This is a genomic window from Streptomyces sp. KL109B (assembly GCF_030766935.1).
In the GTDB taxonomy this organism is placed as follows: Bacteria; Actinomycetota; Actinomycetes; order Streptomycetales; family Streptomycetaceae; genus Streptomyces.
Genome location: NZ_JASERL010000002.1, coordinates 1161846 through 1178174, shown reverse-complemented (window position 1 = coordinate 1178174; position 16329 = coordinate 1161846). Strand labels below are relative to the sequence as shown.

The 16329-nt window shown below is 71.1% G+C and carries 10 protein-coding genes; 8 read left to right on the top strand and 2 right to left on the bottom strand.

What is annotated here, in order from left to right; genetic code table 11:
* Positions 1 to 214: 214 nt before the first annotated feature.
* The gene (locus RBJ65_RS10935) at positions 215 to 2380 is read right to left on the bottom strand and encodes a RecQ family ATP-dependent DNA helicase (RefSeq protein WP_306318085.1); all 2166 of its coding nucleotides are present in this window, start codon (positions 2378 to 2380) and stop codon (positions 215 to 217) included.
* Between the two features lie 133 nt (positions 2381 to 2513).
* Between RBJ65_RS10935 and RBJ65_RS10930 the strand changes: the two genes are divergently transcribed.
* From RBJ65_RS10930 to RBJ65_RS10900, 7 genes are all read left to right on the top strand, one after another.
* Complete coding sequence (locus RBJ65_RS10930; protein WP_306318086.1) at positions 2514 to 3917, top strand: DUF4192 domain-containing protein; 1404 nt, start codon at positions 2514 to 2516, stop codon at positions 3915 to 3917.
* A gap of 386 nt (positions 3918 to 4303) precedes the next feature.
* Entirely contained in the window at positions 4304 to 6259 is a 1956-nt protein-coding gene (locus tag RBJ65_RS10925) for a glycogen debranching N-terminal domain-containing protein (RefSeq protein ID WP_306318087.1), read from the top strand.
* Between the two features lie 107 nt (positions 6260 to 6366).
* A complete protein-coding gene (locus RBJ65_RS10920) occupies positions 6367 to 7128 on the top strand; it encodes an NUDIX domain-containing protein (RefSeq protein ID WP_306318088.1) in 762 nt (253 codons plus the stop codon).
* Between the two features lie 227 nt (positions 7129 to 7355).
* Positions 7356 to 9332 (top strand): ATP-binding cassette domain-containing protein, encoded by a 1977-nt coding sequence (locus RBJ65_RS10915; RefSeq protein ID WP_306318089.1) that lies wholly within the window; start codon positions 7356 to 7358, stop codon positions 9330 to 9332.
* A gap of 163 nt (positions 9333 to 9495) precedes the next feature.
* Positions 9496 to 10380, top strand: coding sequence for a FadR/GntR family transcriptional regulator (locus RBJ65_RS10910; protein ID WP_306318090.1), 885 nt, complete (start codon positions 9496 to 9498; stop codon positions 10378 to 10380).
* 481 nt (positions 10381 to 10861) lie between these two features.
* Positions 10862 to 12403, top strand: coding sequence for an RNA polymerase sigma factor (locus RBJ65_RS10905; RefSeq protein WP_306318091.1), 1542 nt, complete (start codon positions 10862 to 10864; stop codon positions 12401 to 12403).
* Positions 12404 to 12563: 160 nt separating this feature from the next.
* Positions 12564 to 13397 carry a serine protease gene (locus RBJ65_RS10900; RefSeq protein WP_306318092.1) on the top strand — a complete coding sequence of 278 codons (834 nt, stop codon included), beginning with the start codon at positions 12564 to 12566 and terminating at the stop codon, positions 13395 to 13397.
* 102 nt (positions 13398 to 13499) lie between these two features.
* Here the strand turns inward: RBJ65_RS10900 and RBJ65_RS10895 are convergent, their stop codons facing one another.
* Positions 13500 to 13730: a hypothetical protein gene (locus RBJ65_RS10895; RefSeq protein ID WP_207826496.1), complete on the bottom strand. Its 231-nt coding sequence runs from the start codon at positions 13728 to 13730 to the stop codon at positions 13500 to 13502.
* A gap of 442 nt (positions 13731 to 14172) precedes the next feature.
* Here RBJ65_RS10895 and RBJ65_RS10890 point away from each other — a divergent pair, with 442 nt between their 5' ends.
* Positions 14173 to 16296, top strand: a complete 2124-nt coding sequence (locus RBJ65_RS10890) for a type IIA DNA topoisomerase subunit B (RefSeq protein WP_306318093.1) — start codon at positions 14173 to 14175, stop codon at positions 16294 to 16296.
* The last annotated feature ends 33 nt before the right edge of the window (positions 16297 to 16329 follow it).

The following is a 16329-nucleotide window of genomic DNA, read 5'->3' as shown; positions in this document are numbered from 1 at the left end:
CTTCGGCTACACGCCCACACGGAGGGCGGGGTCGGACTGAGGGTGGGGGCGCACCGCGGCAGAGCTCTACGGGGCCACGGGGAGCCGCGCGGGGAGCGATTCCAATTCTTCCCGTCGTCGTGGCAGACGGCAACGAGCAATTGGGACCGCGTTCCCGTATCTGGCGATGCGTCGTCAATATCCCTGCCCAAAGGTCGCTCGCCCGACGCGTGCTTCAGCCCTGTACCGCCAGGACCAGTGGCAACACCCCCTCGGCGCCCGCCCGGCGCAGCAGCCGCGCGGCCATCGCCAGCGTCCAGCCGGTCTCCGTGTAGTCGTCGACGAGCAGCACCGGGCCGCCCGCGCGTGCGAGCGCCTCGGACAGTTCGGGCGGGAGCGTCAACGTGCCGTCGAGGGCGCGCAGTCGCTGTGCGCTGTTGCTGCGCGAGATGTGCGCGGTGTCACTGCCCGGAGCGTACGAGAGGCTGCCCAGCAGCGGCATGCGGCCGACCTGCGCGATGCCCGCGCCCAAGGAGTGGATCAGCTGCGGGCGGGTGTGCGACGCCATCGTCACCACGCCCACGGGGCGCGGTGACGCGTCGGGGGACCCGGACGCCCAGCCGCCCGGACCCTTGGCCCAGTCGGCGAGCACGTCGACGACGGCACCCGCCACGTCGTCCGGCACCGGCCCGTCCTGGGCCTGCGGCGTGAACATCGGGCGCAGCCGGTTGCCCCAGCCGATGTCCGAGAGGCGGCCGAGCGCCCGCCCCGCCGACGCCTGCTCGCCCGCGGGGATGCGGCCCTTGAGGTCGATGCCCACCGCCGCGAGGCCGGTCGGCCACATCTTCCGGGGCTCCACCTCGACGCCGGGGCGGCCGAGTTCACCGCGCGCCGAGTTCAGCGCCTCGGGCGAGACGGCGTCCGAGAACCGCGGCGCCGCGCAGTTGTCGCACCGGCCGCAGGGAGCCGCCTCCTCGTCGTCCAGCTGACGGCGCAGGAACTCCATACGGCAGCCGGTCGTCGTCGCGTAGTCCCGCATCGCCTGCTGCTCGGTCTCGCGCTGCTTGGCCACCCACGCGTACCGCTCGGTGTCGTACGCCCAGGGCTGTCCGGTGGCGATCCAGCCGCCCTTCACCCGGTGCACGGCGCCGTCCACGTCGAGGACCTTGAGCATGGTCTCCAGGCGGGAGCGGCGCAGCTCCACGAGTGGTTCGAGCGCGGGCAGGGAGAGCGGCCGCTCGGACCGCGCGAGCACATCCAGGGTGCGCCGCACCTGATCCTCCGGAGGGAAGGCGAGCGAGGCGAAGTAGCGCCAGATCGCCTCGTCCTCCTTGCCGGGAAGCAGCAGCACCTCCGCGTGGTCCACGCCACGCCCGGCGCGACCCACCTGCTGGTAGTAGGCGATCGGCGAGGACGGGGAGCCCAGGTGGACGACGAAGCCGAGGTCCGGCTTGTCGAAGCCCATCCCCAGCGCGGACGTGGCGACCAGGGCCTTCACCCGGTTCGCCAGCAGGTCCTCCTCGGCCTGCTGGCGGTCCGCGTTCTCCGTCTTCCCCGTGTACGAGGACACGGTGTGGCCGCACTGTCGCAGATAGGCCGTGACCTCCTCCGCCGCGGCGACGGTGAGGGTGTAGATGATCCCGGAGCCCGGCAGCTCGTCCAGGTGGTCGGCGAGCCAGGCCAAACGGTGCGCGGCGTCCGGCAGTTGCAGCACGCCGAGGCTGAGGCTCTCGCGGTCGAGCGGGCCACGCAGCACCAGGGCGTCGTCCGAACCGGAACCGGTGCCGAGCTGGTCCGCGACGTCCGCCGTCACGCGCGCGTTGGCCGTCGCCGTCGTCGCCAGCACGGGCACGCCCTGCGGCAGCTCGGCCAGCATCGTGCGCAGGCGGCGGTAGTCGGGGCGGAAGTCATGCCCCCAGTCCGAGATGCAGTGCGCCTCGTCGACGACGAGCAGGCCCGTGGCGGCGGCGAGTTGGGGCAGTACGTTGTCCCGGAAGTCCGGGTTGTTGAGCCGCTCGGGGCTGACCAGCAGAACGTCGACGTCACCGGCCGCCACATCGGCCCGCACGGCGTCCCACTCCTCGGTGTTCGACGAGTTGATGGTGCGGGCGCGGATGCCCGCACGCTCCGCCGCCTCCACCTGATTGCGCATGAGCGCCAGCAGCGGGGAGACGATCACGGTCGGCCCGCCCCCGCGCCGGCGGATCAGCGCGGTCGCGACGAAGTACACCGCGGACTTGCCCCAGCCGGTGCGCTGCACGACGAGGGCCCGCCGGTGCTCGGCGACCAGGGCCTCGATGGCCCGCCACTGGTCCTCGCGCAGTCTGGCCCCGCCGCTCGGATCGCCGACGAGGCGGGCGAGGACGGCATCGGCGGCTGTCCGCAGCTCTTCGTTGCTCATGCCCCCATGCAACCCGATGGCACTGACATCGCGCGAACGACCCCGCCGACCTGTGGACAACTCCTGTCGTGTCCCTGCTCGGGGTTATCCACAGGCAAAACCGGAGCATCGCGTTCCGCGGCATGGTCGGCGTATGACGAATCACAGCGAACCCGCCGGGACGGCCGGCGAAGCGAAGATCACCCTCCGCACGGCAGGCGAACTCGCCGAGGCGCTCCCGTACTTGCTCGGGTTCCGGCCCGAGGACAGCGTCGTCCTGGTCGCCCTGCACAAAGGGCGGTTCGGCGGTCGCGTGCGCCTCGGGATTCCCGAGCGCACCGAGGACTGGGCGGCCGTGGCGCGACAGATGGCCCAGTGCCTGATCGGCGAGTGCGAGCGCAGGGACGGACACCCCGACAGCATCGTCGCGTTCCTCTGCCAGGACGCCACGACTCCGGGCCCCGATGCGGGACAGCGGCTCATGGAACGCCTCAGGCCGCTCGCCCAACTCCTGCGTACCGAGTGCGGCAGCCTCGACGTGCCGGTGACGGAAGCCCTGTGTCTCTCGGAAGGCAGGTACTGGTCCTACTGCTGCCCGCGCGCCGAGTGCTGCCCCGCGGAGGGCAACGTCATCGCGAGCGAGGGCACCTCGGTGATGGCCGCCACGGCCGCCTTCGCCGGCATTCGAGTACGGGATTCCCTGGGGAGGATGAGGGCGCGCCTCGCTCCCCTGGAAACGGCGCTGGTCGCGGACCAGACGCGGGCCCTCGACGCGGCGGCGATGGACCTCGTGCCGAGGATCCTTGCCGGGACTCCTCGCGAGGAGGTGGAGGCGGCGACGCTGGATCTCGCCCGCCTGCTCATGCGGCGCCTCGCGGATGCTTCGGGAGCGGACGACGCGCTTTCGGCGGACCTCAAGGACGACGAGCTGCTGGCGCACGACGAGGCCGCGTCGCTGATTCTCGGCCTCCAGGACCGGGTGACCAGGGATCGGGCCGCGGAGTGGATGGAGGGCGAGGAGGCGGCCCACGCACTGCGCCTTTGGCGGGCACTGGCGCGTCGGTGCGTCGGCTCGTACCGGGAGTACGCCGCCGCGCCGCTGGCACTCGCGGGCTGGGTGGCCTGGTCGCTCGGCGACACCGTAGAGGCCGACCAGGCGCTGGAGATGGCCTTGGGCGTGGACCCGAGCTACGTGTTCGCCCGGTTGCTCAACGAAGCACGGGCCGACGGGCTCGACCCCGAACCCATTCGGCACTCCCTGAGGGCGAGCCGAACAGCCCCTGAACCGGGACCGGACGCACTCGACGTGTCCGCCGGGTCGGTGGACAGCGACCCCACCGGCGCGGGCGCGCCTCGACCTTCGGCGGCGGTCGTCCCCGGAGGCGCCGCCGACCCGGGAATGTCCCGTGCGGCTCGCGGCCTGGAGGCGGCCCTGCGCCGACGGGGCGAGCGGCGTCCCGGAGCAGGGACACGACCTGCGCGTGCGGGCGCGCGTGCACCTCGGCGCCCCACGGAGCAGCGCCGCCCGAGGCGGCAGCGGAGCAGGGGCGACGGATGAGGCCCGACCACCGCGCGGCCCCGCTGCCCCGCTTCGCCGCCCTGCGGCGTTACTTGGGGTGGGTGCGCCCCGTTCATCTCAGTGGACGGTGGCGACGGCCGGGCCGCGCCGCCGAGGTGCACAGCAGTCCGGCGCAATGCCGTACGCGCAGGGGGAGGGGAGCGAGGATGACGTCCAACGCTTCGCGACAGTACGCACCTACGGTGCCTGATGCCGATGTGCCCTGTACCTCCATAGCGGTACGTGAGGCGCCGGGAGCGCCACCCCCGAACAGCGGCCCCGGTGTCGGGCCGCCAGAGCCTTCGCCGGGACGACCGCGTACGCCTCTGGGACACCCCGGCCTCCAGGCACCGGCCACGGGACCCGCCCGCACGCTGCCGAGGGACGTGGAACTCCCTTCGGTCCACCAGGCGTTGATCTGCGTCGCGCTGCCCGGCCTCGCGATCTCCTCGGCCCAGGGGCAGCTCACCGGCCAAGGACTCGACGGCTTCTACCACGGAGGCAGGCGTCTGCTGTCGCGCTGTCAGATCCGGGTGGCGGGACGCGAACCGCTCGCAGTGCAGGCGCGCATGATCTCGGCGGACCGGGCCTGCTTCATGGCGACGGTACGGGCGTCCGCCACCGCCGGACCCGACCCGGACGTCGTGGTCGAGCGGACCCGGAGCGCGGACGGTACGGAAAGCATCACGCTGCACAGTTCCGCGCAGCGTCCCCTGCGGCTGCCGCTCGAGCTCGCCCTCGGCACCGACCTCGCCGAGCTCGGCGCCGTGTCGGCGGGGCGCGGCGGGCGCGAACTGCCCGCCATGGTCCACGACTCCGGGCTTCGCTGGTCGTCGCCGGCCGGTGGTGGACCGACTGTCCTGGTCACGGTGACACCGCCGCCCACGGACGCCCTCGCGTCCGCCGGCCTGCTGCGCTGGGAGCTCGACGTGCCGCCGGGCGGCAGGTGCACGGTGCGGTTGCGCGTGCGGACGGGCGACGGGGGCGACGGCAGATCGGCGGGACACGGTTCGCTACGGCCGATGGCCCCCGCCGTCGCGCAGGGGGACGACCCGCGCGTGGGACCGCTGCTGCGCGGCAGCATCGCCGACCTCCAGGCGCTCCTGGTGCGTGACCCCTCGCATCCCTCGGACGTCTCAGTGGCCGCGGGCGCACCGTGGCGCTGCGGTCCGGCACCGGCCGAGGCGCTGGCGGCCGCCCGGATGGCCCTGCCCTTGGGGACGCGGCTGGCCCAGGGCACCCTGCGCGCCCTCGCGCGTACCCAACTGCGGGAGCCGGGAGCGGAGTTCGGGAAGCTGCCCGGGCCGCGACGGCAGGCGGGCGCGCAACTGCCGCCCCACTGCACCGGAATCGAGGCCACGCTCCTGTTCCCGGTCGTGCTCGCCGAGGCCAGACGGTGGGGCCTCGCCGAGCACGAAGTGGCGGAGCTGCTGCCCGCCGCCGAGCGCTGCCTGCGGTGGCTGCGGACCACCGCGCGCGAAGGCCCGTACATCCCGGACCCCGGCCCCGGAGGCGTCCAGCGGTGCGAGACCCAGGCACACGCGTACCGCGCGGCCCTGCTCGGCGCCGAACTGCTCGACGCCCACGACCGGCCCGGCGGCGGTGAACTGCGCCAATGGGCCGAGGAACTGCGGCGGCGCTTCCGGGAGGACTTCTGGGTGGAGGACCGCGGCGGGGGCAGGCCGGCGGCCGTACGCACGGCGGACGGGAGGCGGGCCGCGCGGCTGGGCAGCGGCGCCGCCCACCTTCTGGACACCGGATTGCTCGGCGCGGGCGTGTGCGCACCGGGCCTGCTCGACAAGGTGCAGACCGAGCAGCTCGCGAGACTGCTCGGCGGGCCGGGGCTCGACTCCGGATGGGGGCTCAGAAGCCTGGGGGTGAAGGAGGCGTCGTACAACCCGTTCGGGCACCGCTCGGGAGCCGTGCGGGTGCACGACACCGCGATCGCCGCCTCGGGCCTGACCGCCGCTGGGTACGAGAAGGAGGCCGCGTCCCTGATCAGGGGCCTCCTGGCCGCGGCGGACGCCTTCGACAGCAGGCTTCCCGAGATGTACGCGGGGCTGCAGCGGGTCGAGGGAGGTGCTCCGTTGCCGCACCCCGCCGCGTGCAGACCCGCCGCCGTCGCGGCCGCCTCCGGAGTGCACATCCTGGCCACTCTCGCGGGCGTCCGACCCGACGTACCGGCCCGCACCGTGACGCTGACGCCGATGCGCGGCGCTCCGCTGGGGGAGATCGGGCTGACCGGACTGCGGGTCGCGGGTCAGGCATTCTCGGTACGCGTCAGCAGGCTCGGCCTCGCCATGGTGGAGGAGGCCGCGGAGGAACTGCAGTTGGGGGTGTGACGGGAGCGGCTCACGACACAACAGGACTGGTACGGGCCGCCTGGAGCGGGGCGGAGCAGACGAGCGAAGGGAGTGTTTATCGTCAGGCAGACGACTATGATCGTTCCATGTCGCGATACGACCCGTCGGCCTTTCCGCCCTTCGCAGTCACCGTCGATCTGGTCGTGTTGACCGTGCGCCGTCACGCGCTGTGCGCATTGGCGGTACGCCGTGGTGAACCGCCGTTCCAAGGGCGTTGGGCCCTGCCCGGTGGATTCGTGCGGGACGACGAGGACCTGACGGCGGCGGCCGCGCGCGAGCTGATCGAGGAAACAGGGCTGTGCGCCCACGACCCGATGGCGCCGGCTCAGGACAACGGCGCGCACCTGGAACAGCTGGCCACATACGGCGAGCCGAAGCGGGATCCACGGATGCGTGTGGTCAGCGTCGCCCATCTCGCACTCGCTCCCGACCTGCCCGCGCCCCGCCCGGGCGGCGACGCGCACAGTGCGCGGTGGGCCCCGGTCGAGGCGCTGCTGAATCGTGGTGGCTACGGGCGCGAGGGCGAACAGGCGGCACCGCTGGCCTTCGACCACGCGCAGATCCTGGCCGACGGGGTGGAGCGGGCGCGCTCCAAGATCGAGTACTCCTCGCTCGCCACGGCGTTCTGCCCGCCGGAGTTCACCGTCGGAGAGCTGCGCCGCGTCTACGAAGCCGTGTGGGGCGTCGCCCTCGACCCGCGCAACTTCCACCGCAAGGTGACGGGCACGCCGGGTTTCCTGGTGCCGACCGGCGGCACCACCACCCGCCAGGGAGGCCGCCCGGCCCAGCTCTTCCGGGCCGGTGGCGCGACGCTGCTCAATCCGCCGATGCTGCGCCCGGAGGCCTGATCAACTCGCCGATGCCGCGGCCGTGGCGTGCGGGTGTCGCGGGTGGCGCTCGTTGAGCCGCCATGGGCCCGAACGGGGCGTGGAATCGCGGGCACTCACGTAAGCACGGTGCCCGAAATGCGTTAAATATCGCGTTATCTTGCTGGAGTACCCGAGGGATTCGCCCGTCGCCCGGCCGGCGGACGGGTCCCGGCCGCCGAGCGGTCGCCCGTCCTGCGAGGGAAGCGATGATCCAGGCCATCGGACTGACCAGTAACGCACGTAAGGGGAACCCGCCCGCGGTCGACGACGTGTCCTTCGACGTGCCCGTCGGCCGTGTCACCGCCCTGCTGGGCACACGCCGGTCGGGCAAGACGACCGCCGTACGTCTGATGCTCGAACTGCAACAGGGCCGTGGCATCACCTACTTCAGAGGCCGTCCGCTGCACCGCATCGCCCACCCCGCGCGAGAAGTCGGCGTGCTGCTCGGCGATGTGCCCGGCCACCCGGCACGTACGGTCCGTGGTCATCTGCGCATGCTGTGCTCCGCGGCCGGCGTGCCCGTACGACGCGCGGACGAAGTGCTGGAAGTGGTGGGCCTGGTGAGCCTGCGCGACGAACGCCTGGGCACCTTGTCGCGCGGCATGGACCGGCGGCTCGGGCTGGCCTGCGCGCTGCTCGCCGATCCGCACACGCTGGTGCTCGACGGGCCCGCTGCCGGCCTCTCGGGCCGGGAGAGCCGGTGGCTGCACGACATCCTGAGGGCGCGCGCCGAGCTCGGCGGCACGGTCCTGTTCACCACCGACGACGCCAAGGAGGCCGCGCGGGTCGCAGACCGCGTCGTCACGCTCGACGCGGGCAAGGTGGTCGCGGACCAGGACGTCGCCGACTTCGCGCGCACGCGGCTGCGCCCTCGGGTCGCGGTCCGCACCCCGCACGCCGCGCGGTTCGGCGTCCTCCTCGCGAAGGAGGCGCGCACGGCCAGGCGCTCCGTCGAAGTGGTCACGGAGGACGGCAGCCGACTGTCGGTGTACGGCAGCACCTGTGCGGATGTGGGAGAGATCGCGTTCCGGCACGGCATCCTCGTTCACCAACTCGCCGACGAGATCGGCGACGCGGGCCCTTCAAAGGCGGCACCCCGCGCTGCCGCTGACGACGATGCCCGTGCCGCCGAACCTGCGGCCGACGCCGACGCCGACGCCGACGCCGACGGTCGTACGAGTGTTCCAGCGTGCCCCGCGCCCCTCGACGACTCCGCCCCCACAAGCACGTTCGTGCCGCTCACGGACCCGACGTCGTCGATCCGGGCAGCGCATACCGGCTCCGCGTCGCAGGGCCGTCCGGAACCCCACACCCGTGCCGCCGCGTCGAACGGCCGTGCTCCGGGCGCCGACTCAGCGCGTCGGCCCTCCACCGCGCTGCCGCCGCTGCCACCCCCCATCGTCACGCGGACCGCCCGCGGACCGCTGCGTCCGGTGCGCTACGAACTGCGTCGCGCGACCGGCATCGCCACCGGTTACGTCACCGTCGCACTGGTTCTCGCCGTCTCCGCGCTTCTTGCCGTGCTGCTCGCCCGCTCCGGACACACGCCGCAGCCGCGCCTGCTCGCCGCCTGGCCGCGGGAACTCCCCCTGCCGCCGGCCGCCCTGGGCGCGGGGCTGCTCGGCGCCTTCGCCTTCGGCGAGGAGTTCCGTCACCCCGCGCTCGCCGCGGACCGCGGAACCGTCCCCCGCCGCTTGGGACTTCTCGCCGCGAAACTGCTGGTCGGCGCGGCGACCGCGCTCCTCGTGGGCCTGCTCGCCGTCGCCGCCGATGCCGTGTCGCTCTACCTCGTATACGGATCGGAGCTCACGCAAGTTCCCGCCGACTGGCCTTCCTTGACCGCGAGTTGGTTCGCGCTGGTCGTCGGGTGCTCCTGGGCGGGCGTTCTCGCGGCGGGGCTGTTCCGGTCGACGGCCGCGGGACTGGCCGCGGTGGTGGCTGTTCCGATCATCATCGTGCCGCTCGTACAGAAGGCCCTTGAGGGACCATCTGTGCGAACGGCGGCGGGACTTCCGGTGCGGCTGCGTGATCTTGCCCTGGTGGACTGGCCGTTCGGGGCCGATCGGTTCGCGGCCGCCGGAGTGCGGCTGATCGCTCAACCTGTGGGTGGTGCGCTGGTGTTGTCGTTGAGCGCTCTGCTCTGCGCGTATCTGCTCACAGCGCTGCGTACGCGGGTGCGGTGACGACCGCCCGACGCCTTCCGATCCCTCGCTGCGCACAACTCCCCGTGGAACGCCCATTTCTTTCCGATAAGGCGTCAAGTGCGGCGAGGAGGGAGATCACCCTTTCGTGTGCTTTTCACCAAAGACCTCAAGGGAGTTGGGGACGGCGCCGACAACAGATTCCGTGACTACCCTTGCGCACACCATGATGACCGCCGCCCGCTCCGCCGACTCCGGCCTCGCAGGACCGGGCGAACTCGATCGCTACCCCTATGCGGAGTCGCCCGCCGAGCGCGTCGGCAGCCCCGCATGGGAGAGCGCGGACCCGGATCTCGGCCGGGTGGGCCGCCGTCCCACGGGCAGCCGCGGGCGCGGCCTGCACGGCCAACTCGTACAGCAGTTGGGGCAGATGATCGTCTCCGGCGACCTCGGCGCCGACCGCCCGCTGGTTCCGGAGGAGATCGGCCAGCGATTCGAGGTGTCCCGCACCGTCGTCCGCGAGTCCTTGCGCGTACTGGAGGCCAAGGGCCTGGTCAGCGCCCGGCCGAACGTCGGCACGCGCGTGCGGCCGGTCAGTGACTGGAACCTGCTGGACCCGGACATCATCGAATGGCGCGCCTTCGGGCCGCAGCGCGACGACCAGCGGCGCGAGCTGAGCGAGCTGCGCTGGACGATCGAGCCGCTCGCCGCGCGGCTCGCCGCCGGACACGGCAGGGAGGACGCCCAGCAGCGCCTTGCCGACATGGTGGAGATCATGCGGCACGCCCTGGGGCAGGGGGACCCGATCACCTTCGCGCGCGCGGATGCGGAGTTCCACTCGCTGCTCATCCAGCTCGCGGGCAACAGGATGCTCGAGCACCTCTCCGGCATCGTGTCCGCCGCCCTTCAGGTGTCCGGCGGTCCGGTCACCGGATGTGACCGGCCCAACGAGGCGGCCGTCTCCCACCACGCGCGCATTGTCGACGCGCTCGCCGCCGGCGACGGCTCGGGCGCCGAGGCGGCCATGCGGCAGCTGCTCACCGTCCACCCCGAGGTGGAGCGCGTGGTGCCGGCACCACGCGAGCACTGACCGCGCCAGGGGTGCGGCGGGGCCGGGGAGGGCGGATCGGACGTCGCCGGACGGTTCCTCATGTGCGCGTGGACGCGAAGCATGTGGACGCGAACCATGTGTAGGAAGGCGCCATCCGGCGACTCGGGCGTAGGCGGACGGCCCTTTCCCCGGTAGGGGATTCGCGCAGGGATCCGCTCCTCGAAGGTCGTTGCTTGCCCGGATGAAATCAGCTGCGTGACCGATTCTGTCCGTGTCGGTCCGTCTTTGACCGATAACGGGGTGTGACTCGGGCCACGCGGATTGGGCGTAACGCTCCTCAGGGCAGCGCGATGACCTAAGAGGTAACAGCCGAGGAAGGAATACAGCGGCCGCTTGTGGCGCTGTGCATCTCCCAGGCTCCTGCCCGCGCCGTCGGCCCATCCCCAAGTCGGCGGACGTCGGCTCCGGTCCACACAGGACGGGGCCGGAAGCCGTTTTCCAACGTTCCGAGAGGTTGTTCGTGTCGGCCAGCACATCCCGTACGCTCCCGCCGGAGATCGCCGAGTCCGTCTCTGTCATGGCGCTCATTGAGCGGGGAAAGGCTGATGGCCAGATCGCCGGCGACGACGTGCGCCGTGCGTTCGAAGCCGACCAGATTCCGGCCACTCAGTGGAAGAACGTTCTGCGCAGCCTCAACCAGATCCTCGAGGAAGAGGGTGTGACGCTGATGGTCAGTGCCGCTGAGCCCAAGCGTCCCCGAAAGAGCAGCGTCGCAGCCAAGAGTCCGGTCAAGCGCACCGCGACCAAGACCGTCGCGGCCAAGACGGTCACCGCCAAGAAGGTCGCCGCCACCACCACTCCCGAGCCGCCGGTCGTCGAGGCCGTCGACGAGGAGGTCGAGCCGGTCAAGAAGGCCGTGGCGAAGAAGGCGCCGGCCAAGAAGGCCGCCGCGAAGAAGACGGTCGCCAAGAAGACCGCCGCGAAGAAGACCGCCGCCAAGAAGGACGACGACCTCCTCGAGGACGAGGCGACCGAGGAGACCCCGGCCGCCGCTCCGGCCAAGGAGGGCGAGGAGACCCCCGAGGGGCAGGGCTTCGTCCTGTCCGACGACGACGAGGACGACGCGCCGGCCCAGCAGGTCGCCGCCGCCGGTGCCACCGCCGACCCGGTCAAGGACTACCTCAAGCAGATCGGTAAGGTCCCGCTGCTCAACGCCGAGCAGGAGGTCGAGCTCGCCAAGCGCATCGAGGCCGGGCTGTTCGCCGAGGACAAGCTGGCCAACGCCGACAAGCTCGCCCCCAAGCTCAAGCGCGAGCTGGAGATCATCGCCGAGGACGGCCGCCGCGCCAAGAACCACCTCCTGGAGGCCAACCTCCGTCTGGTGGTCTCCCTGGCAAAGCGCTACACCGGCCGCGGCATGCTCTTCCTGGACCTCATCCAGGAGGGCAACCTCGGTCTGATCCGCGCGGTCGAGAAGTTCGACTACACCAAGGGCTACAAGTTCTCGACGTATGCCACCTGGTGGATCCGTCAGGCGATCACCCGCGCCATGGCCGACCAGGCCCGCACCATCCGTATCCCGGTGCACATGGTCGAGGTCATCAACAAGCTCGCGCGCGTGCAGCGCCAGATGCTCCAGGACCTGGGCCGCGAGCCCACCCCGGAGGAGCTGGCCAAGGAACTCGACATGACCCCCGAGAAGGTCATCGAGGTCCAGAAGTACGGCCGCGAGCCCATCTCCCTGCACACCCCGCTGGGCGAGGACGGCGACAGCGAGTTCGGTGACCTCATCGAGGACTCCGAGGCCGTCGTCCCGGCCGACGCCGTCAGCTTCACGCTCCTCCAGGAGCAGCTGCACTCCGTGCTCGACACCCTGTCCGAGCGCGAGGCGGGCGTCGTCTCCATGCGCTTCGGTCTCACCGACGGTCAGCCGAAGACCCTCGACGAGATCGGCAAGGTGTACGGCGTGACGCGCGAGCGCATCCGCCAGATCGAGTCCAAGACGATGTCGAAGCTGCGCCACCCGTCGCGCTCCCAGGTCCTGCGCGACTACCTCGACTAGTCACAGGCGCTGTACGCCGCTCAGAAGGCCCGGCACGACCCGCCCCGCGGGTGGTGCCGGGCCTTCGTCGTGGGTGCCCATGGGCAAAACCTCGCGGTGCGTGGGGTGTCGTGCTGGACCACTCTGGGTCTGCCGTTGCAACCCAGAGTGAGGAGCCCGTATGCGTCGTCCTTTCGTGAGAGCGCTGACCGCTCCATTGGCCGTGCTGGCCGCGGCCGCGGTGCTGCCCTTGGCTTCGCCGCAGTCCGCGGTCGCCGACGAGGGAATCGTCGGCGGGCATCAGGTCGATGCGTCCAAGAGCCCCTGGGCGGTGGCGCTCGGGAGCCGTGACCGGTTCGGCGGTACCCGTGCCGGGCAGTTCTGCGGGGGCGTGGTCGTCGGACGCTCGACGGTCGTCACCGCGGCGCACTGTCTGAGCGAGGCCGTGCTCGGTGTGCCGCGCGACCAGGTGCACGATCTGAAGGCGATCGTCGGCCGCGGCGACCTCGGCGAGACGGCCGGAGCCGAAGTGTCCATCAGCGGTGAGTGGGTCAACCCGGCCTACGACGGCCGGACCAACGCAGGTGATGTGGCGGTCCTCACACTGTCCGCACCGCTACCCGAGGGATACGTGATCCCTATGGCCGACACGGGGGACCCGGCCTATCGGTCCGGCACCGGAGCGGCCGTCTACGGGTGGGGCGACACGACGGGAGCGGGTGACTACGCGCGTACGTTGCATGCCGCTCAGGTGCGGGTGCTCGCCGACTCCGAGTGCGAGCGCGCGTACCCGCAGGGCGGCACCGACGGGACGTACGAGTCGTCGTCGATGCTGTGCGCGGGGGAGCCGGGTGGCGGCAAGGACGCCTGTCAGGGGGACAGCGGTGGCCCGCTGGTCGCCAAGGGCAAGCTCATCGGTCTCGTGTCCTGGGGGAGCGGCTGTGGGCGCGCGGGAAGCCCGGGCGTCTACACGCGCGCGTCGGAGGTGCTGCGGGTCCTGCGGCAGCACGCCTGACGCGTCGTACGGATACGAGGACGGGCGGCTGCCCCTGGGGTCAGGGGCAGCCGCCCGATCACCGGCCTGATGCCGGAGCTGGCTCGTCGTGTGTGCGAGGTGTCAGCGTTCCTCGGTCTCGGCGCTTGCCGGAACGGCGGTCAGCCGCTCCGTCTCGTCCTGTATCTCAGCGGCGATCTTCTTGAGTTCCGGCTCGAACTTGCGACCGTGGTGGGCGCAGAAGAGCAGTTCACCACCGCTGATCAGGACGACGCGCAGATATGCCTGGGCGCCGCAACGGTCGCAGCGGTCAGCGGCCGTCAACGGGCTCGCGGGGGTCAGAACAGTAGTCACGTCGCCTCTTCTCTAGCTCGACGAGCTGTCGTACCAGGGTCAACATCCAACCAGGCCGAAAACGTTCCCGCTCGCGGCTTTTCCTCGAAAAAATTTCTCCGAGGCCGGCTGTCTGTCGCCGGGTGGCGGCGAATGTGCCGTATTGCGTCTCTAACGTCTTACGGGTTCGCGCGTTCTGTCAGGTCGGTCCTCCCCCGGCTGGGTTGCCGGTTTGTTCATGAGGACGTGCCCGGAGCCTAAATGGTTCATGCCTGGAAGGGAACGTGATGTGGGCTTCACTCCATCGAGGGATCGAACATTCATACGATCCTGGACTAGTCTGGGCTGAGGTGAGGGTGGCGTGACAAAGGCTCTACCAGGCCTCGGTACCCTCTGAACGGCGACCGACGCCGGCCCTTCATTCAAGAGGGCCCCATCTGAAATTCAGCGAGGAGCGAACCGCGTGACCGCCGATACGTCCGTGCCGTCCACAGCGCTGCTGACCGGAGCAGACCGGGACGGTTCCAACTACACCGCGCGGCACTTGCTCGTCCTTGAGGGGCTCGAAGCCGTACGCAAGCGTCCGGGCATGTACATCGGCTCGACCGACAGCCGTGGCCTGATGCACTGCCTCTGGGAGATCATCGACAACTCCGTCGACGAGGCCCTCGGTGGCTACTGCGACCGCATCGAGGTGATCCTGCACGACGACGCCTCCGTGGAGGTGCGGGACAACGGCCGCGGCATCCCCGTGGACGTGGAGCCCAAGACCGGCCTCTCCGGAGTCGAGGTCGTCATGACCAAGCTCCACGCGGGCGGCAAGTTCGGCGGCGGCGCGTACGCGGCCTCCGGCGGCCTGCACGGCGTGGGCGCCTCCGTGGTGAACGCGCTGTCGGCGCGCCTCGACGTGGAGGTGGACCTCGGCGGGCACACGCACGCCATCAGCTTCCGGCGCGGCGTCCCCGGCGCCTTCGCCAAGCCCGGTCCCGACGCGTCGTTCGACCCCTCCGCACGACTGAGCAAGGTCAAGAAGGTCCCGAAGTCGCGGCACGGCACGCGCGTGCGCTACTGGGCGGACCGGCAGATCTTCCTGAAGGACGCCAAGCTCTCCCTGGGAGAGCTGCACCAGCGCGCGCGGCAGACCGCCTTCCTGGTGCCGGGCCTCACCATCGTCGTCCGCGACGAGTTCGGCCTCGGCGAGGGCGGCAGCAAGGGTGAGGAATCCTTCCGCTTCGACGGCGGCATCAGTGAGTTCTGCGAGTACCTGGCGCAGGACAAGCCGGTCTGTGACGTCCTCCGCTTCACCGGACAGGGCACCTTCAAGGAGACCGTCCCGGTGCTCGACGAGCACGGCCAGATGACGCCCACCGAGGTCCAGCGCGAGCTCGGCGTGGACATCGCGCTGCGCTGGGGCACCGGCTACGACGCGACGATCAAGTCGTTCGTGAACATCATCGCCACGCCCAAGGGCGGCACCCATGTGACGGGCTTCGAGCGCTCGCTCACGAAGACGATGAACGAGGTGCTGCGCGCCCAGAAGGTGCTGCGCGTCGCCGAGGACGACATCGTCAAGGACGACGCCCTGGAAGGCCTCACGGCCGTCGTCACGGTGCGTCTGGCGGAGCCGCAGTTCGAGGGCCAGACCAAGGAGGTCCTCGGTACCTCGGCGGCCAACAGGGTCGTCGCCAACGTGGTGGCCAAGGAACTCAAGGCGTTCCTGTCGTCCACGAAGCGTGACGCCAAGGCGCAGGCCCGCGCCGTCATGGAGAAGGCCGTCGCCGCGGCCCGTACGCGCATCGCCGCGCGTCAGCACAAGGACGCGCAGCGCCGCAAGACGGCCCTGGAGTCCTCGTCGCTGCCCGCCAAGCTCGCGGACTGCCGCAGCGACGACGTGGAGCGCAGCGAGCTGTTCATCGTCGAGGGCGACTCCGCGCTCGGCACCGCCAAGCTCGCCCGGAACTCCGAGTTCCAGGCCCTCCTTCCGATCCGCGGCAAGATCCTCAACGTTCAGAAGTCGTCCGTCTCGGACATGCTGAAGAACGTCGAGTGCGGCGCGATCATCCAGGTCATAGGAGCCGGGTCCGGCCGGACCTTCGACATCGACACGGCGCGCTACGGCAAGATCATCCTGCTCGTCGACGCCGATGTGGACGGCGCGCACATCCGGACGCTGCTGCTGACGCTGTTCCAGCGCTACATGCGGCCGATGATCGAGGCGGGCCGCGTCTTCGCCGCCGTGCCGCCGCTGCACCGCATCGAACTGGTCCAGCCGAAGAAGGGCCAGGACAAGTACATCTACACGTACTCGGACCGCGAACTGCGCGAGACGCTGCTGGAACTCCAGCGCAAGGGCGTGCGGTACAAGGACTCGATCCAGCGGTACAAGGGTCTCGGTGAGATGGACGCCGACCAGCTCGCGGAGACCACGATGGACCCGCGCCACCGCACGCTGCGCCGGATCAACATCGGCGAGCTGGAGGCGGCGGAGCAGGTGTTCGACCTGCTGATGGGCAACGACGTGGCGCCGCGCAAGGAGTTCATCAGCAGCTCCGCCTCGACCCTCGACCGGTCGCGCATCGACACCTGAGCGTGGGTGCGGGGGAGGGCGGGGTCTCGCGCC